The 17,773-nt window shown below is 47.4% G+C and carries 16 protein-coding genes; 8 read left to right on the forward strand and 8 right to left on the reverse strand.

Annotation, left to right across the window (positions count from 1 at the left end):
* Positions 1-85: 85 nt before the first annotated feature.
* Positions 86-943, reverse strand: coding sequence for a hypothetical protein (locus tag AC0WRU_RS06780; protein WP_476127741.1), 858 nt, complete (start codon positions 941-943; stop codon positions 86-88).
* A 416-nt stretch (positions 944-1,359) separates the two neighbouring features.
* Here AC0WRU_RS06780 and AC0WRU_RS06785 point away from each other — a divergent pair, with 416 nt between their 5' ends.
* Positions 1,360-2,094, forward strand: coding sequence for an HAD family hydrolase (locus AC0WRU_RS06785; RefSeq protein ID WP_476127742.1), 735 nt, complete (start codon positions 1,360-1,362; stop codon positions 2,092-2,094).
* Positions 2,095-2,136: 42 nt separating this feature from the next.
* Complete coding sequence (locus tag AC0WRU_RS06790) at positions 2,137-2,817, forward strand: protein kinase family protein (protein WP_476127743.1); 681 nt, start codon at positions 2,137-2,139, stop codon at positions 2,815-2,817.
* 108 nt (positions 2,818-2,925) lie between these two features.
* Here the strand turns inward: AC0WRU_RS06790 and AC0WRU_RS06795 are convergent, their stop codons facing one another.
* From AC0WRU_RS06795 to AC0WRU_RS06805, 3 genes are all read right to left on the reverse strand, one after another.
* Complete coding sequence (locus AC0WRU_RS06795) at positions 2,926-4,344, reverse strand: NAD-dependent malic enzyme (protein WP_476127744.1); 1,419 nt, start codon at positions 4,342-4,344, stop codon at positions 2,926-2,928.
* Positions 4,345-4,616: 272 nt separating this feature from the next.
* Positions 4,617-5,423: an adenosylmethionine decarboxylase gene (gene speD, locus AC0WRU_RS06800; protein WP_476127745.1), complete on the reverse strand. Its 807-nt coding sequence runs from the start codon at positions 5,421-5,423 to the stop codon at positions 4,617-4,619.
* A gap of 70 nt (positions 5,424-5,493) precedes the next feature.
* Positions 5,494-7,779, reverse strand: a complete 2,286-nt coding sequence (locus AC0WRU_RS06805; protein WP_476127746.1) for an FAD-dependent oxidoreductase — start codon at positions 7,777-7,779, stop codon at positions 5,494-5,496.
* Between the two features lie 218 nt (positions 7,780-7,997).
* On the opposite strand from AC0WRU_RS06805, the gene AC0WRU_RS06810 reads away from it, so the two are divergent.
* Positions 7,998-8,774 (forward strand): helix-turn-helix domain-containing protein, encoded by a 777-nt coding sequence (locus AC0WRU_RS06810; protein ID WP_476127747.1) that lies wholly within the window; start codon positions 7,998-8,000, stop codon positions 8,772-8,774.
* 194 nt (positions 8,775-8,968) lie between these two features.
* Positions 8,969-9,817, forward strand: a complete 849-nt coding sequence (locus AC0WRU_RS06815) for a hypothetical protein (protein WP_476127748.1) — start codon at positions 8,969-8,971, stop codon at positions 9,815-9,817.
* Positions 9,818-9,904: 87 nt separating this feature from the next.
* On the opposite strand, the gene AC0WRU_RS06820 is transcribed toward AC0WRU_RS06815, so the two are convergent.
* Complete coding sequence (locus tag AC0WRU_RS06820; protein WP_476127749.1) at positions 9,905-10,951, reverse strand: RluA family pseudouridine synthase; 1,047 nt, start codon at positions 10,949-10,951, stop codon at positions 9,905-9,907.
* A gap of 246 nt (positions 10,952-11,197) precedes the next feature.
* Here AC0WRU_RS06820 and recQ point away from each other — a divergent pair, with 246 nt between their 5' ends.
* The 3 genes from recQ (at position 11,198) to AC0WRU_RS06835 (ending at position 15,534) form a co-directional block, all read left to right on the forward strand.
* Positions 11,198-13,096 carry a DNA helicase RecQ gene (gene recQ, locus AC0WRU_RS06825; RefSeq protein WP_476127750.1) on the forward strand — a complete coding sequence of 633 codons (1,899 nt, stop codon included), beginning with the start codon at positions 11,198-11,200 and terminating at the stop codon, positions 13,094-13,096.
* A gap of 50 nt (positions 13,097-13,146) precedes the next feature.
* Entirely contained in the window at positions 13,147-14,973 is a 1,827-nt protein-coding gene (locus AC0WRU_RS06830; protein WP_476127751.1) for a B12-binding domain-containing radical SAM protein, read from the forward strand.
* 99 nt (positions 14,974-15,072) lie between these two features.
* Positions 15,073-15,534, forward strand: coding sequence for an NUDIX hydrolase (locus tag AC0WRU_RS06835; RefSeq protein ID WP_476127752.1), 462 nt, complete (start codon positions 15,073-15,075; stop codon positions 15,532-15,534).
* Between the two features lie 263 nt (positions 15,535-15,797).
* On the opposite strand, the gene AC0WRU_RS06840 is transcribed toward AC0WRU_RS06835, so the two are convergent.
* Positions 15,798-15,887: a putative holin-like toxin gene (locus AC0WRU_RS06840; RefSeq protein WP_007429455.1), complete on the reverse strand. Its 90-nt coding sequence runs from the start codon at positions 15,885-15,887 to the stop codon at positions 15,798-15,800.
* Positions 15,888-16,047: 160 nt separating this feature from the next.
* Positions 16,048-16,338: a hypothetical protein gene (locus AC0WRU_RS06845; RefSeq protein WP_025684591.1), complete on the reverse strand. Its 291-nt coding sequence runs from the start codon at positions 16,336-16,338 to the stop codon at positions 16,048-16,050.
* A 315-nt stretch (positions 16,339-16,653) separates the two neighbouring features.
* On the opposite strand from AC0WRU_RS06845, the gene AC0WRU_RS06850 reads away from it, so the two are divergent.
* Positions 16,654-16,902: a GNAT family N-acetyltransferase gene (locus AC0WRU_RS06850; protein ID WP_476127753.1), complete on the forward strand. Its 249-nt coding sequence runs from the start codon at positions 16,654-16,656 to the stop codon at positions 16,900-16,902.
* Positions 16,903-17,162: 260 nt separating this feature from the next.
* Here the strand turns inward: AC0WRU_RS06850 and AC0WRU_RS06855 are convergent, their stop codons facing one another.
* Entirely contained in the window at positions 17,163-17,768 is a 606-nt protein-coding gene (locus tag AC0WRU_RS06855) for a DedA family protein (protein ID WP_025682454.1), read from the reverse strand.
* Between the last annotated feature and the right edge of the window lie 5 nt (positions 17,769-17,773).

Below are 17,773 nucleotides of genomic sequence, written 5' to 3' on the forward strand. Positions count from 1 at the left end.
CCGTTAGGCCGTATTATTTGTATATATTGTAGCACAAAAAACCGCCTTTTCAGAGGCGGTAGTGTGGGGAATAAGAAGGAATCCGTCAAGATTCCATCGTATCGGGAATAACTGTATAGTAGGACTCTTCCAAATGTGTTGCCGCCTCAGACAAGCCCATGGATCTAAGCTGTCCCGCCACAAAAACACGAAGGGCAGAATGGGTGAACAGATGGCGTGTTTGAGCATCCCGAATAAAGGCCAATCTCGCTTCACGCGAACCGTTGCGGAACAAATCCCGAACCGGTTCACCTTGTTTATCCCAATGAAAGGGCTCTGCCACGCTTAAAAGGGCACTCTTATTAGAGGAACGCTGTTTTGCGGCAGAAGGAAAGGTCGGGATACCCAAGCCGTTCAGTGTAGGGACAGCTTCGTTTTGCTTGCGCTTGGTTCGCAAACTGTCGATATAGACAGCCATATCCTGAATCGGTTGGACACCGAAGCGTTCCCGAAAGCACTCCCGCACTAACGCGGTGCGTTCATCTATGGCCTGAGGCGGCCGGTGTCCTGCATGTCCTGTATAATCCTGTCCACTGGCGTAGTATCGCTTTAATGGACTGTTCTCTGTATAAACAACACTTAAAAAATCCTGCAAGTGGCGGGCAACCACCCATACACCCGTCCAGTCAACAGGGGATATGCACACAATGGGGGCCTGCGAAAGATCCTTTTCAAGTCCAAAATCCGTTAAAAAGCCGTAATGTATTCCGTCCACGCCCGCGTGGGCAAAGGGAATCACATCCGGCGGTGTAGCCATATATCGTGGCGCGCGGCTATGCTCCATAATCAATCCCAAATCAAAACCCAGAGAATGCCGGTTCGCTTCAAGCTCCTGTTCAAATTCTATAAGTGCCTCAATCAAAGGTGTAGCTGATCCGTAGGCAGGGTTAGAACCGGAATTCATCGTGTATGCCTCCTTATCCAAGTACATCCGTAAAGCGTTCATCCCTAAAAGGTACGTGATTTTACACGAAATGTAAACCTGTATGCTGAAACTTTTCAAAAATGTGACCTTTTACCTGTGTGCTATGAAATAAGCCGCTTACGGGCAAAACAGGACGAGATACCTATTTTAGATAAGTACAGAAGTAAAGTGAGTTTGCGAAAAGGATGGTCTTTTCATTTTATGACTGTCACGGTGAAGTGTGAATGCGGGAGTGGATATAACAACAGATACAAACAGCAAATCAACTATAGATACGAGCTATGGATGGCGAAGGGGTAAGATGTAACGTGCAACGCATCGGGTCAGCGGGTATAATATCAGGACAAGGTGAAGATGGACGACATCCAATGATTTTTACAGAAAGAAGTGGGTATATGAACTTGCACAAGAAGGCTGTATTTTTTGATGTAGATGATACAATGTACGATCATTTGCACCCTACTCGCGATGCATTGCGTACAGTATTAGGGTTGAGTGAGCGTTTTCCTTATGAAGAGGCTTATCATCGTATTCGCTATTACAGTGATGTATTGTCGGCAAAAGGAGGACTATTGGAGGGGAAGGCTGGGCCGGATGAGCTGGAGGATATGAGGGAAGGCCGTTTTGTCCTGGCTTTACAGGAATTTGGGATAAATATTACCCGTGAGCAGGCAGTGGATATCCAAAAAGACTACCTGGATCGCCAATATCGGATTGAGCCTTTCGAGGGAGCTACATCGTTAATGGATGAATTGAGCTCGGCCGGATATCTGGTTGGCTTGATTACGAATGGTCTCGAAGATCACCAGATGAGCAAAATCAGGGCCATGGCGCTGGAAAATCATATTGCGGCAGAGCATATTTTTGTATCCGGAGCGGTTGGCTATGCCAAGCCTGATCCACGTATTTTCGAAGTGGTGAACGAACGGACAGGGACTCTGGCAGAGCATTGCTGCTATATCGGGGATTCCTGGCGCAATGACGTAGCGGGAGCTGTAGCGGCCAACTGGCGGGTCATTTGGTTCAATCACAGGAAGGCTGCCCCGGAGTCTGAGGTAGCGGGAGCCTATGAAACAGCGGCAAGCTATTCAGAGTTGAAAAAATTACTGCTGTATCCCACATATGTCTAACTTCATTCAAATGGTTCAGAACAGAGAAGGAAGGGATCGCACATGGTTGAACAATGGAGGCAGGCAGACGAAATCATAAGTCAAGTGACTGTTTACAGTACCGAGGATAATGATCCGGTTACGATTAAAACAGTCTCCCAAGACGTCCGTTGTATTGGCATCGGGACGGATGCGGCCGTATTTACGCTCGATACGTTGCCCGGCTACGCGTTCAAGGTATACTCAGACATGGCGATCGAGAAGAAGGATGCGGAGGCCGACGTATACGAGCGTTTGCGGGGATCCGATTTTTTTCCTCATTATTATGGGAAAGGCGATAAGTATATCGTCATTAGCTATGAATCAGGTATTACGCTGCTGGATTGTCTGCTGCAAGGCATTCCGGTGCCGGAGCAAGTCATTCTGGACGTGGAAGAGGCGAGGGAGTTTGTCCGTTCCAAGGGGCTGAATCCCCGTGATATTCACCTCAAGAACGTACTGATGCAAGATGGACGCGCCAAGGTATTGGACGTATCCGAGTACGTGAAGGAGGGCGATGACAAGCGCTGGGAGCATCTGGTGTGGGCGTATCATACGTTTTACTCAGGTATCTCGGAGGTTAAAGTTCCGTCATGGATTCTGGATACGATTAAAAAATGGTACTACAGGCTGGACAACTCCAGCTTTAATCTGGAGGAGTTCGCCCAACGCGCCAGCCAGTTATTTTCCAAATGGAAGTCATAGCCGCAGAAAATCTTCATCTTCTTATAAAAAAGGATTGCACCCGTATTAGGGGAGCAATCCTTTTTGGCACGTTACCAGACATGTCATACGGAATAAGCAGATTCTCTTTTACCTGAAATCGCGAGGTACTCTTCTGGCGGTTCCGCTCTCAATCGCAGCCCGAATAACTTTTTCACGCACCCGCTGAACGGCATTCTCGTTAAATACGCCGGGGATAATATAAAGCTTATTTAATTCTTCGGGACGGATGGTGCTCGCAATGGCTTCTGCTGCCGCCAGCTTCATCTCTTCGTTAATTTCACGGGCGCGACAGTCAAGTGCCGCGCGGAATATGCCGGGAAAGCAAAGCACGTTGTTGATCTGGTTAGGATAGTCTGAACGTCCGGTGGCAATGACGCCTGCAATGTCTTCGATATCCTCAGGGGCAATTTCGGGAACCGGGTTAGCCATGGTGAACACCACCGGAGCCTCGTTCATATGTTTTACGTCTTCCCGTTGGAGCAGCCCGCCAGCCGATAGACCGATAAACACGTCAGCGCCTTTCAGAACCTCGGACAGCGTGCCTGACAGCCGCTCGGGGTTGGTATGCTGTGCATACCAGTTCCACACCGGATGATCGTAAGTTTCATTGGCTGTAATGGCTCCGTGGCGATCTACACCAATGATGTTAACTGCACCCGCAGACAGCAAAATTTTAGTGCAGGCTACACCCGCAGCTCCGATACCGCATACGACGATTTTGACATCAGACAGCGCTTTGCCGACGACCTTGAGTGCATTGATCAGCCCTGCGTACAAGACAACAGCGGTGCCATGCTGATCATCATGAAAAACAGGAATATCCAGCTCCTGACGCAGCCGTTGCTCAATCTCAAAGCAGCGAGGTGATGAAATATCCTCCAGATTAATACCGCCGAAAGCTGGAGCGATTTGCTTGATCGCCTTGATAATTTCCTCGGTGTCCTGCGTGTCCAGACAAATCGGAAAAGCATCAACGGACCCGAGCTGCTTGAACAGCATGGCTTTACCTTCCATGACTGGCATAGCCGCGTAGGGGCCGATATTGCCCAAGCCAAGGACAGCGCTCCCGTCCGAGACGACAGCAACGGTGTTCCGTTTGATTGTCAAACGGAAGGCTTTGTCCGGCTCCTCATGAATCGCCATGCACACACGTGCTACATCTGGAGTGTACACCCGGGACAAGTCGTCGCGATTCTGTATCGGAACCTTGGGCTGCATTTCAATTTTACCCCCGAGATGCAGCAGAAAGGTCCGGTCAGAAATGGACAGCACCTTCACGCCTTGCGCTTTTTTAATCCGGGCAATCATTCGGTCGATTTCGGCCGGGTCGGCAATGGTCACTGTAATATCCCGCACGGTGACCTTTTCAGAGGTGCGAATGACGTCAATCGCAATAACATCCCCACCATGTTCGTTGACCAGCGTAATCAATTGACCAAATTGGATGTGCTCGGTGGAAATTTCCAGTCGTAAAATGATGTTTTTACCGCCAATACCGCCTTGCATGCAAATTCCTCCTTTGTGTTCCATAAGAAAATAAGTGGGATCAATTGATTGCGCTTACAATCGAAAGCGTGCCTAAGAGGTGCAATTTAATATTTCAAATAGTGGATTCTTTCCCTATCATAGTGAACAATCTCTCACTTGTACAGATAAAGCTGAATCAAATCTCCCATTTTGCATCAAAAAAAGGACAAAAGCCCGGCTCCATATCAGCTCCAAAGCTATTGTCCTTTTCTAATGGATATCATGTAGTACATCCTGCTGCCTTCATCCCGCTACGTTATATTTTTGCCGTAATAGATTTCGTCCATTTCTATCTTAAGCCGGGCGGTTATGTTTTGCTGCTCGTTCTCGCCCAGACTTTCCTTCGTATAGCCGAATAGATAATTGTCCAGATCGAATTGTTTCAGCTTGCATTTGGTGTGGAAAATGTTTTCCTGATATACGTTCACGTCTATCATGTCATACTGGCTGCGCACTTCATCAGGAATATAATTTTGAATGGAGGCGATGTCATGGTCAATAAACAGCTTGTGCCCATTCGTATCACGAGTAAAGCCGCGTACCCGATAATCAATCGTCATAATATCCGTGTCAAAGGAATGGATCAAATAACGGAGTGCCTTGAGTGGAGAGATTTCTCCACAGGTGGAGACGTCAATATCAGCTCGGAACGTGCTGATTCCCTCGTCGGGATGATATTCCGGGTAGGTGTGGACAGTGATATGGCTTTTATCCAACTGCATAACGACAGAATCGGGCAGAGGACCGGGTGATTCATCGTAAGACTCTGTAGGCACTTCCACGATAGGGCCTTCCGATATAAGCATGGTCACACTGGCTCCTTGAGGAACATAGTCCTGCTGGGCTACGTTGAGCACATGAGCTTCAATGATGTCGGACACATTTTTTAAAATGGCAGTCAGGCGATCCGCGTTGTATTGTTCGTCAATATATTCGATATAGGCCTCGCGTTCTTCTCTTGTTTTGGTATAACAAATATCGTACATGTTGAAACTTAATGATTTGGTTAGATTGTTAAACCCGTGCAGGGTAATTCGCTGTTCCGGTGTCATGGTCATGGGCTATTTCCCCTTATAGTCGCAGTATTCATACATAATGTTCCCATCACGTCTTTTCATATACAATGAATCAACGTTCATGTACACTCAAGTTCTGCTCATATAGACGAATTTCTACGATTTCAGCCCGTGGGCAACCGTGAGTGGCCTCCACAACCAGACGAAGCTGATCTGTAGCAACGGGGTTCCTGATTTCATGAATCCTTTTTCGCTTTCGATTATTTCGTTCTGTGTGGAGGGTTACCCAGCTTCCATCTGTACATGCCTCGATTCGATAATGACGTACCAATTCGGGCATGACTTCAAAAGGGGTCCGATGATGGTGAAGATTGATCAAATCCTCGTTAACGTCATCATTAAAGGTACAATGAATCTCCCGAACAATCGTTTTTTGCGGCAGTCGCAGCTCAATCCATGCTTCCTGTCCGGCAAGCAACGGATCGGATACCCACATGTTTGGTCCACCATATGGTCGTACATGCCCGTTTATAATATTAGCGGGAGCGTAACTATTCGTTTCCTCTATAATGCGAAAGCAAAAGCATTTGCGCACCATAGACGTGGCACCGGATCGCATGGTCCATTCCAGCACCGCGCTGGCTCGCACATATCCGTGCAGTCCCGAGCTGGAGCAGACAGCCTGATCCTGTATAAAAGAAAGCACGCCGCTGAGCGGTTGATGGGACATGTATAGCGATACATGTTCATTCGCTCTCACGATCAGGAAGGCATTCGCTGCCTGGTTAGGTGCCCAAGGCAGACGGGCCTCAACCCACTGCTGATCACCAGCGGAAACCGCAGTTTCACAGGAGGCTTGGAGCGAAGCAGGTACGTAGTTTTGCGGTTTGCCCGTGTCCCACAGTTCAAACCGGATGAGCGTATCCTGCTTCACATCCACCAGCAGGGACACCGTTTCCACCCTGCTGTGAACAGGGAACAGCAGCCCTGCGGCTTGTCGTAACGGTACGCATTCATCGGGCGAGTCCACACGCAAGACTTTAAGGCTACTGGACGCTGTTACCGTAGCGCTTCGGGCTATATCCCGCGTGTCCTGATTCGTCACGCCGAGCAGGGAAGCATCCTGCCGCAGCAATGTCTGTTGCAGCAGCGACAAATGCTGCTCGCAAAGCTCGCGGGGAGTCATTTCGCGTGCTACGCATAGCGCAGCGCCTGTTCCGGCCGCTTCGCCCATCACCGCGCAGGTTGCCATAACGCGCAGCGTACCGAAGGCGACATGCGTGGCGCTAACATTTCTGCCCGCAAATAATAAATTACTCACATTCGCGGAATATAGGGATCGAAACGGAATATGGTATACGCCGTCAGGCTGTAAATGGTTCGCCCCGCTTCCTGGATCATACATGCCCTGTGGTGGATGCAAATCAATGGACCAGCCGCCAAAGCCCACCCTGTCTGGGAACAGGGTCTGATCCTCGATATCGCGCTGATGAACCGTGTAATCACCGATGAACCGGCGATATTCCCTTTTGCCCGGAATCGTCCCGACCCATTCCAGTGTCATTGTATCTGCATCGAACTCCCCTGAATTTTTAATATAATCCCAGATCCCGTAGATGACCGACCACAGCTCGTCGCGTATTCGCTCATTATCATGTACCGTGTCCAGTTCACCGCCCCATTCAATCCACCAGTAATGGCAGCCGGAATCTCCGCTGCGAAGGATTCGGCTTATGGGAATCGGTGTTTGGCGGATGTCCTTGGCAAAGGAAGGAGGTACGTATTTGACGGAATGCCCGGTATCACGTGTGTAAAATAAAATTGTACTGCCGAGCAACGACATATCTGCCGTTTCAGGGGCGAGTGATTCCCCAAATTCTTGCTGAGACTCGCCCCCCAGTCGATACTTGGCACCTGCCAGGAATCCGACCAGCCCGTCTCCCGTACAATCAAGGAACATGCTGCTCTCAAAGCGGATACGCCGTTCCGAGCCTGTCATCCATCCAGTCAATGCCCGAATCATACGCTGCTGTCCTTGTTCCTCCGATTCTACATCATAAATATCCGTGTTGAGGAACAAGGTAATGTTCGGTTCAGCACGAACAAGATCAAGGACAACCGCATCCCACAGATAAGGATTCCCGTCAGGGTTGCGATACTGATTCTCCGTGAATAGCTCACCCATAATGCCGCTTTCGCGGGCGTATCGGTTTACCCCGTGCTTCGTGGCTCCGCATACCCATACCCGCACCTCGCTGCTGGAGTTTCCTCCCAGAACCGGACGATTTTGTACCAGCGCCACCATATGGCCCAGACGAGCCGCCGCAACAGCCGCACAGACACCGGCCAATCCCCCGCCTGCTACGGTAATATCGGCGCTAAAGGTTTCCTGTCTCATGCAGTCTCACGCTCCTTTATGATCGATTGAGATCATGTTACCCGAGTGAGCTTCGTTTTGACATGCACGGAAACATCATGCACATATACTTAATTTCACGTTCAGCTAATCTTTAGTAACAGGATTTATAATGTGACTAGGCGGATCATGAATAGCACGCTTTGTGGACATTTGGCTCATAGTCAGCAGGACATGGAAAATGAAGGTGGTGAACGCCCGTGTTTGGGGAACACATTCATCAGCATGTATATTGGAAGCGGAAAGAATCTTTTCAGTTGGCGTTTGATACGGACGCGCATTGGATTGCCTATGTAATTGAAGAAGGAAAGTTTGCTTATATTATCAAGGAACACCGTGGGGAGGCGAATGCCGGGTCCTTGATTCTTTGTCCGCCCGAAGAGGTATTCCACCGTAAAATCCTAACGCCGCTGAGCTTCCACTTTTTTCGTTTTTCATTCCCAGAAGCCAGTAGCATTGGCGCATCAATCCATGCTGTTTTGGATAAAGAAGATGAGAATCGCTTTCTATCGAATTGCCGTTATTTATGTGCGAACGCGCTGGATGATAGCAGCCATGCCCGAACATGGAAAAATCATCTGCTGGAGGATTTGCTTTTTTTGTTTTGGAGCAGAGCCAGCAGAGGGGGCACGGAGGAACGTACGAATCGGGTGAATGACCCGTTGATCCAACGTGCGCTTCACTATTTTCAGGAGCATGCATGTGAGCCATTGTCCATCAAAGTAACGGCTGCTTGTTTGGGGCTAAGTCCGGTGCAATTCACGAGGAGCTTTCAGGCGGCGGTGGGCTTGACACCCATTCGGTATGTGACCTCACTGCGTCTGGAGAAGGCCCAGACTTTATTGCTGGAGACAGAATATACGCTGAATGATATTGCGGAAAAATGCGGATACCTGAACGGATTTTATTTTAGTCGGGTATTTTCCGCCAGAAAACACATTTCACCTTCACAATACCGCAAACTTAACCGAATATGATTATAGACTTGCAAGGATAGTGACTTTAGGCATTGCGTAAAATGAAAATAGAAACTTCAGCTAAAACCAAGCGTATAATAAAATAAACGTAAGAAGCTGAGAATTATGAAGTTAAAATGAATTTGATAGCAAAAAGGATTTCACAATCCCATGCCATGTTACACTGAAAGTAAAACGGTGAAAGGAGTTTCAAGATGCTGGCTTTGTCCGATCCGGCCTGGGCTTTGCTCCAAGGCCCCTATGGTTCCTCTCAATACGTCCCGGAAATGTTGAAGCAGCTCCAAGCCGGATATGACGGCGAAATGGCTGACACCTTGTATTGGGAGGAACTGTATCACCAAAATACGTTATATACTTGTACCTTCGCGGCTGTACCGTACCTCGTAGATATTGCGTTAAACAGCTCTGATATAAGTATTCGAGCGGATATTTATAATATTTGCGGAATATTCGAAGCGAAAAATGTTAATCCCTTACATACAAAAGTTCCGTTGGAATTTGCAAGGGATCAGGTAGAACTGGATGCAGATCTGGCTGAGTATATATATAAACAATACCAGCAAGCCATTGTCCGGCTTACAGAATTGACTGAGGAAATGGTGCTGTATGCCAAGAATCACGAAGGAAATGTCGGCAAGCGTTATGTTTTGGCTGCGGCGGCTGCCTTTCAGGGTTATCGGGGCGTAGCTTTTATGCTGCAAAGCTTTGATACTGGGGATGAATATACGCTGGATTGTCCGCATTGCGGAACCCCGCTCTATATTTGGCCTGTTGAACATAGTGATGTTCTGGTGGCTTACGATAAAGATCCGGTAAATTCAAACAGTCTGGTTCCCTATTCGATCCAATCCGGCTCATTGGACCATAAAGGCTCGAATCTACAGTGGCTATACCCATATGCCCAAAAAATTGAGGAAAACAACCTTTTAGCGCATTTACCCTACTTAAACGGTTGGCTGAATTGTCCTGTTTGCAATGCACCCATTTCCATTTGGGACGAGCTGATGAAAACGGCCAATGGTGTCCGAAAGCATACCGCTTAATGAATAAAAAAGGGAGCTGTATCATACAGCTCCCTGATTCTCGTAGATTTTTTCCACTCCAATTATTCCTGCTTGTTTTACGTAATTCTACTCTCGAAACGGATTTAAAAAGGTTTTAGGAATGTCAGATTCAAACCGCAGCAATACTCCAGTGACGGGATGAATAAACGACAGTACCCGAGCATGCAGGCCGAGGCGGCCGATAGATTTGGCTTTGGAGCCGTATTTTTTATCTCCGACAATCGGATGACCGATATCCTCCATATGAACGCGGATCTGATTCTTGCGTCCGGTTTCCAAACGTACTTCCAGCAAGGAAAAATGCCGATTGGCCTGTAGCAGCTTGTAATGAGTAACGGCGTGCTGTCCGTCATTCGGATATGGGCTGGAGTACATTTTCAGCGTCTTGCTTTCCTTCAGCCATGAGGTAATGGTGCCCGCAGCTTTTTTAACCTGTCCTTCTACGAGAGCGATGTACGTTCGTTCATACACAACTTCCTTCCACGCTTGTTGCATTTCCTGCTGTATGGCTTCGCTTTTCGCAAACATCATGACTCCAGATGTATCACGATCCAGACGGTGCAGCACAAAAATACGATTGTATGGATGTTCACGTCGCACATGTGCCGTAAGCTGACGGTATGCCGTTACTTCCTGTTCCTGAGCAGAGGCGACGGACAGCAGCCCGGCATCCTTGTGAATGACAATAATAGCCTCATCCTCATGCAAAATACGCAGCCCGGTCAGCGGCACTACGGGAGTGATCTTTTCCTTGGAGAGGGCCACTGTCTGACCTTGCTCCAGCGGAAAATTGTACACGGTACGAGGAATGCCGTTCACGGACACCTGCCCACGGGCCAGCGCTGATTTAATGGAATTGCGGCCCATGCCAGACACATGCTCTACCAAAAAGTTCAACAGCTCGGCAGGCTCCTGTACGATGTATGTTTTTGCAATGTTTTTTTCCGGTTTACCGTGCTCTTGGGCAGCATTTTTATCAAAAACCCCCGTTTTGCCCCGTGCTTCGGGTCTATGTGAGCCGGATTTTCCGGCGGGTTTGTGGCTGCGCTTGGTGTTGCCTGTGTTTGGCGTGGATTTTGTATGATTTTTTCGATTGGGTTTACGATTGTTCATGGGTTCTTTCTCCTTCTTGGTACCGTGTCTCATCATAGTAATGGACAAACTTTCGGCACCGTGTTCACTATATCATGAGAAAACAGCGAACGCCATGGTAGAAGGGTTTGATAAGAATTTCATTATACATTATGCCTATGGACTTCCAGCGGTTGAACATTACCCTGAACCCCGGTAAACTAAAGGTAACGAAAGATAAGCCGATATGCGTCGATGGACGCCAGAAATATGAGGAGTTTTGAAACTATGAGTGTACAAGCACCAACATTGGAACGGGCGCAGGATCTACTGCAAAAATTTTATGGCTATCCCGATTTCCGGGAAGGCCAGAAGAAAATTGTCGCCAGTATGCTGGAGGGCAACGATACGCTGGGCATTATGCCAACAGGCGGCGGGAAATCCATATGCTACCAGATTCCTGCGCTACTGCATGATGGGCTGACGATTGTTGTATCACCGCTGATCTCGCTGATGAAGGATCAGGTGGATGCGCTGACCACGATGGGAATTGCGGCTGCCTATATCAATAGTACGCTGAGTGGCCGGGAAGTGAACGACCGCATACGTGCCGCACAGAATGGAGATTTGAAGCTGCTATATGTTGCACCGGAGCGGCTGGAGCTGGACTGGTTCCGCGATGAGATGGCACAGCTACCGATTTCCTGCGTTGCGGTCGATGAGGCGCACTGTGTATCCCAGTGGGGGCATGATTTCCGTACTAGTTATCTGGCGGTGGCTCCGTTCGTGGATGGGCTGTACGAGCGCCCGATTGTAGCGGCATTTACAGCAACGGCGACACCGCAGGTCATGGACGACATCGTGCGGCTGCTTCGCCTGCGTGAGCCGGAGACATTCGTCACGGGCCTGGGACGGCCAAATTTGGCGTTCAGTGTGTTGCGTGGGGAGGACAAGCGCAGCTTTCTGCTGAATTATGCGCGTGAGCATGACGGCGAATCGGGCATTATTTATGCAGCAACACGCAAGGACGTGGACGACCTGTACCAACGACTGCGGGATGCGGGAATGGCGGCTGGGCGTTATCATGCCGGGATGACCGATCAGGAACGGGCAGACAGCCAGGAGGGGTTCCTGTACGACGATATTCGTGTCATTGTAGCGACTAACGCCTTCGGCATGGGGATCGACAAATCGAACGTGCGCTACGTCATTCACTACAATATGCCTAAAAATATGGAGGCTTACGTGCAAGAGGCGGGACGGGCAGGACGTGACGGCGATCCGAGTCAATGTATTTTGCTGTTCGGACCGCAGGATATTGTAACCCAGAAATTCCTGATCGAGCAAAATCCGCAGGATGAGGACCGCAAGCGCAACGACTACCGTAAGCTCCAGCAGATGGTTGATTATTGTTACACGACTCGCTGCTTGCGTACGGCGCAGCTTGAGTATTTCGGCGAGGCAGAGGAGCATGAAGCTTGCGGCATATGCAGTTCATGTACGGATGAACGGGAACTGGTGGACATGACCATTGATGCGCAAAAAATTTTTTCCTGCATCCATCGCATGCGGGAACGTTTTGGTGTTTCGATGGTAGCCTCGGTATTGAAAGGCTCGCGTAACAAAAAAGTGCTACAGTATGGCTTTGACAGCCTGCCAACCTATGGTGTAATGGGCAATCGGACGGAAAAAGAAATTTCTGAAATTATTAATGTCCTCGTATCGGAAGGCTACCTGCTGTTGTCTGAGGGACAATATCCGGTTGTGCGCTTGCAGCAGCCTGCTGCTGAAGTGCTGAAGGGTCAGCGCGAGGTCATGCAGCGTGTGGTGCGACATGCCACAGCTTTTGCAGGTGGGACAGGCTCACGTGGACGACAGGGACGCGATGCGTACCCAGCGGCAGTCAACGAAACGGTGTTCGAGCAACTGCGCCTGATTCGCCGCGATTTGGCCGCGCAGGAGCATGTGCCGTCCTATATCATATTTAACGACGCCACGCTGCGTGAGATGAGTGTAGCGAACCCGCAATCCGAGGCGGATATGCTGCGAATCAAGGGTGTCGGCGAAGTGAAGTTCCGCAAGTACGGCAAGCTATTCCTTGATTTTTTTCAAAATCAGGGGAATGCCGGGGGAACGGTGAGTGAAGATGAGATTTATGCGGACGATGTGTATGAGGATTTTGAATAGATATACTAAAAGATATGAGGCGTCATGCAAACTATAAAAGGTTGTGACCTATGAAAGTCATTTTATCAACGTTAAACGCAAAATATATTCATACCTCGCTGGCGATCCGGTGTCTCAAAGCCTACAGTGAAAAGGACTTTGACATCGAGCTGGCGGAGTATACGATCAAGGACCCTGTGATGAACATCGTATCCGACCTGTTTCAGCGGGGAGCGGATGTCATCGGCTTTTCCTGCTATATCTGGAACATTGAAGAGACGATTAAAGTCATTGATGTATTGAAAAAGATTATGCCAGAGGTCAAAATCATTCTCGGTGGCCCGGAGGTATCCTACGATACCGACCATTGGATGAAACGCCTGCCGAATGTGGATTTTATCGTCGTCGGTGAGGGGGAGGAAACCTTTCATCAACTGCTTCAGGAGATTGAGGGTACGCAAAAGTACCATTTTGTATATGGACTGGCCTACCGCAAGGGAGAAGAGGTCATTCAGATGCCGGGCCGTCCAAAGGCGGACTTGAATGAGCTGCCGTCACCGTACCGCTTTGCAGAGGATATACCGGAATTAGGCAAACGGGTTGTTTATTTTGAAACCAGTCGGGGTTGCCCGTTCAGTTGCCAGTTTTGTCTGTCCAGTATTGAGGTAGGGGTACGTTATTACGATATTGAGCGTACGAAGTCGGATATTCTGTATCTGATCGACAACGGAGCCAACCTGATCAAGTTCGTCGATCGGACCTTTAACATTAAACGCGATTATGCCCTGGAAATGTTCAAGTTTCTCATTGAAAACCATCGCGGATGTGTCTTCCAGTTTGAGATTACGGCAGATATTATGCGTCCCGAGGTGTTGGATTATTTGGCGGAAAACGCGCCGCCGGGCGTATTCCGCTTTGAAATCGGCGTCCAGTCGACGAATGATCCGACCAATGAGCTGGTCAAGCGTCGCCAGAACTTTGCCAAGCTTTCCCGTACTGTTACGAAGGTCAAGCAAAGCGGCAAGATCGACCAGCATCTTGATTTAATCGCCGGCCTGCCTTTGGAGGATTACAACACGTTCCGTAAAACGTTTAATGACGTTTTTGCGCTCGGCCCGGAAGAGCTTCAGCTCGGCTTCCTCAAAATGCTGCGTGGCACGGGACTGCGTATCGACGCAGACAAGTACAACTATACGTACATGGATGTTGCGCCTTATGAAATGCTGAGCAATGACGTCCTTTCCTTTGCCGATATCGTTCGGCTCAAACGTTTGGAAGATGTGCTGGAGAAATACTGGAACTCTCATCGTATGGATCATACGGTGAACTATCTGATCGAGCGCGAATTTGCGTCTGCCTTCGATTTCTTTCAGGAGTTCGGAGACTATTGGGAGGGACAAGGCTGGCAAAAAATCGGCCACCAGCTCGAAGACCTGTTCACGCGTCTCCAGTCCTTTCTTGAATCACGCGGAACGAAGCGAATGGATATGGTGCTTGGGCTGATGAAGCTCGACTATTTCCTGAACCATAAATACAAGCCGCGTAAAATCTGGTGGGAACACGCCTTGGAGAAGGACGATTGGTCCAGCTATATGAAAATGGCTCTCCAGCACCCGGATGCGCTGTTGTCACCTGTGGTGGCAGACTTTGTGGCAGATCAGCCGCAGCCATACCGCGAGGTCATTCCGGCTTTCGCTTCCTTGAAGCTGGGTGAAAAGGAACTGCAAAAGCACGCCGTTCTGGATATTCTGCCGTTCCGGCTGGATCATATTCTGAGTGGCGGCAGCCCTTTGACCGCCGAAGGCCGCACGCTGCTACTCGTAGTTTATCAGCAAAACGAACAGCAAAAACCACTGTACTACATCATGCCGATTGGCAAGGAAATTGCTGCGATTTAAGAGGAATAAGGTACAAATGACATCTAAACATCAGAAGGCATCGACCTTGACAACACAAGAGTCGGTGCCTTCTTTTGACGAATGAAAAGAGTGATCAGGTTGGGCTATATTATGGACTTAAGAAAAGTGGTAGGTACCAGACCCTTAATCATGGCAGGCGCTTGCGTGCTATTACTTCATGAAAACAAATTACTGCTAGGACTTCGAACAGATAATGGTTTGTGGGGATTGCCAGGCGGGTCATTGGAACCGGGAGAATCTATGGAAGAGGTCGCGGTAAGAGAATTAGCTGAGGAAACAGGACTGAAGGCAGGTAGCCTTACTCTATTGGATGTATTCTCCGGGCCGCAATTATACTATAAATACCCGCATGGGGACGAAGTATACAATGTCGTTACGGCCTATATTTGCATCGAATATACGGGGGAGCTAAAGGAAGATCCAAATGAAGTCAAGGAATTAAGGTTTTTTGATCTCGATCATCTTCCTGATGAAATTAGTCCTCCGGATATCCCGGTTATTCAACGGTTTTTACAAATAACCCTGCTTTCAAAAAAATAACTTGTGATGAAATGCTGTCATCTGATATATGAATAGAGAATGTTAGGTGGGCAATCTTACATTTGGGTGCCTGAATAAAAGATTTTCCATATTGGCAATATGGTTTTTCCTGTGATAAACTATAGCCAAAAGGTATATACTAAAAAAGAGTAAGGATGCTTCCAACATCCTCACTCTTTGACAACAGCCGCTTATAAGGGCGGTGGCTGTTCAAAAAGTTTTAGTCATCGAAATAAGACCGCATTCCTTTTCCAGAGGGCGGTCTATTTCTTTTTGTTGAAGGAAATAATCAAGATCACCAACGTTGCAAATTGAATCATCAACATCAGCGTATCTTTAACCTCCACAGGCATCACCTCCTTTGCAGGAGACTAGCCGACCGCCCATCTAAGCCATTCTGTTGTTAAATAATAGTATATCATATGGGTAGTGTTGCTAAAAAGGACAAAAATGAAAACGCCTGTTTCTAGGTGTTTGTTTTCTATTTGAGAAAATAGGTTTAGATTGTAATTATTAGTCGGTATAAGATACGCGCAATTCATCTAAAAATTGTATGGCGTCTTTAAATCCTTGTAAATATATTTGGTTCTCCAAAATAGATTGAAGAGAGATTTGAGCATCTTCATATAAGAATAGTGTGTGTTCGAGATGTTCAGGAACGGATTCACGAATTTGCTGGAAGTATTGGTTACATTCCATAGAAAATTGATTGTATTCTGGTGTGTTTTTGGAAAGCATGCTATACAATTTTTCTAATCGGTTTCTGATGATGGGTTCAATTAATATCTCTAAAGAATTAGACATGACTTGCAAACCTCCGGGATGAAAAATATTTTTAACACGCTATTAAAAATTATCATGTAAATATTGTATCATTACATAGAGATCTGGTATACCGAAAGGTGACATCATAGTGACATCAAATCAATAGGGAAATATCGAACATTTTGTGAACATTCTTAGATAGACTTAAAAAAGGGAAAATTATTCCCTCTAAACAGATTTTTGTCAGACAAGCTACCATTGAAAAGCTGGATAAAATCGCAGAATTGTTTGATTAATACCGAATATTTTATAAACTGGAATCGGATATCGAGGGAGCGCGAGCGTTTTGTCGCAATGGAATCTGTCATCTTTATCATAAAGGATGCAGAAGAAGATAAATTGATTGGATTCACACAATTATATCCTTCGTTTTCTTCTATTTCGATGAAAAGATCGTGGATATTGAATGATTTATTTGTAGATGAAGATTACCGAAAACAAGGAATTGCTCAACTATTATTGGACGCAGCTCAACAACATGGCCAACTAATAGGAGCCAAAGGGATTGGATTAACGACAGGAAAGAATAATGTTACAGCATAAAGAGTGTATGAAAGAAATCAATATATCAAGGACGAGGAATTTTACCATTATGATCTGACTCTATAGCTGAATTGAAAAAATGTACATAGAAAACGGAGTAGGCGGAATGGTGCTGTACAAGCGAAGCGGTCGCTTTTGTCCCCGGATTTCTACCTATAAAAGACTTTATTTCAGAAATCCGGGGGCGGTGGCGATGGGAAGCACCATCCGACTGCGTAGTGGCACTAAGGTAACTTTTAATTTATGTAGGCAAGTAACGCTTACTCCTCTGTTGTTCTCCTCCCCCAAACATATTTCATTATAAAAAATATAATGGCCAGTACCATAAGAAGCAACGCGATCTGTAAGCCATAATGATGTATAAGTTCTCCTGCGGTTTGTACATGATCGCCGAAGAAATGTCCGAGCAAAAAGAAGATTAGCGTCCAGATCAAGCCTGTTGAGTAAGAGAACAGAGCATAACGCTTGAAGCTCATTTTATTGATTCCGACAATATAAGGGATGATGTGACGGACAATCGGCAGGAAATAACTGATGCAAATGGTGAAATTACCATACTTATGTACCAAGTTTTCCGAAAATGTAATGTACTTGTCCATTTTCTTTTTTCGTCGTAAACGATCCAGAACGGTTGTGCCCAAGAATCTTCCCAATACATAACCTAAGGATAAGCCCGATATAACCCCTAGATATACGATGAAAAAGGCGAGTAACGGTTGAAGTATTCCCATGCTGGTTACAGCCCCGCCAGTCATCACAATGACTTCGTCTGGAATGGGTAGCCCCACGATCCCGAGCCATAGGGCAAAAAATAGTGCCGCATAGCCATACTGCTCGATGATGGAAATTAAGTATTCAACGTCCATATCCA

It is taken from the genome of Paenibacillus sp. 1-8 (assembly GCF_056316205.1).

Excerpts from the sequence above, each read along its gene's own strand:
- AC0WRU_RS06830 (WP_476127751.1), top strand. The coding sequence starts at position 13,147 with ATGAAAGTCATTTTATCAACGTTAAACGCAAAATATATTCATACCTCG.
- AC0WRU_RS06820 (WP_476127749.1), bottom strand. The coding sequence starts at position 10,951 with ATGAACAATCGTAAACCCAATCGAAAAAATCATACAAAATCCACGCCA.
- AC0WRU_RS06845 (WP_025684591.1), bottom strand. The coding sequence starts at position 16,338 with ATGTCTAATTCTTTAGAGATATTAATTGAACCCATCATCAGAAACCGA.
- AC0WRU_RS06805 (WP_476127746.1), bottom strand. The coding sequence starts at position 7,779 with ATGAGACAGGAAACCTTTAGCGCCGATATTACCGTAGCAGGCGGGGGA.
- AC0WRU_RS06840 (WP_007429455.1), bottom strand. The coding sequence starts at position 15,887 with ATGCCTGTGGAGGTTAAAGATACGCTGATGTTGATGATTCAATTTGCA.
- AC0WRU_RS06780 (WP_476127741.1), bottom strand. The coding sequence starts at position 943 with ATGAATTCCGGTTCTAACCCTGCCTACGGATCAGCTACACCTTTGATT.
- AC0WRU_RS06850 (WP_476127753.1), top strand. The coding sequence starts at position 16,654 with ATGGAATCTGTCATCTTTATCATAAAGGATGCAGAAGAAGATAAATTG.
- AC0WRU_RS06785 (WP_476127742.1), top strand. The coding sequence starts at position 1,360 with ATGAACTTGCACAAGAAGGCTGTATTTTTTGATGTAGATGATACAATG.
- AC0WRU_RS06815 (WP_476127748.1), top strand. The coding sequence starts at position 8,969 with ATGCTGGCTTTGTCCGATCCGGCCTGGGCTTTGCTCCAAGGCCCCTAT.
- AC0WRU_RS06855 (WP_025682454.1), bottom strand. The coding sequence starts at position 17,768 with ATGGACGTTGAATACTTAATTTCCATCATCGAGCAGTATGGCTATGCG.
- recQ (WP_476127750.1), top strand. The coding sequence starts at position 11,198 with ATGAGTGTACAAGCACCAACATTGGAACGGGCGCAGGATCTACTGCAA.
- AC0WRU_RS06790 (WP_476127743.1), top strand. The coding sequence starts at position 2,137 with ATGGTTGAACAATGGAGGCAGGCAGACGAAATCATAAGTCAAGTGACT.
- speD (WP_476127745.1), bottom strand. The coding sequence starts at position 5,423 with ATGACCATGACACCGGAACAGCGAATTACCCTGCACGGGTTTAACAAT.
- AC0WRU_RS06795 (WP_476127744.1), bottom strand. The coding sequence starts at position 4,344 with ATGCAAGGCGGTATTGGCGGTAAAAACATCATTTTACGACTGGAAATT.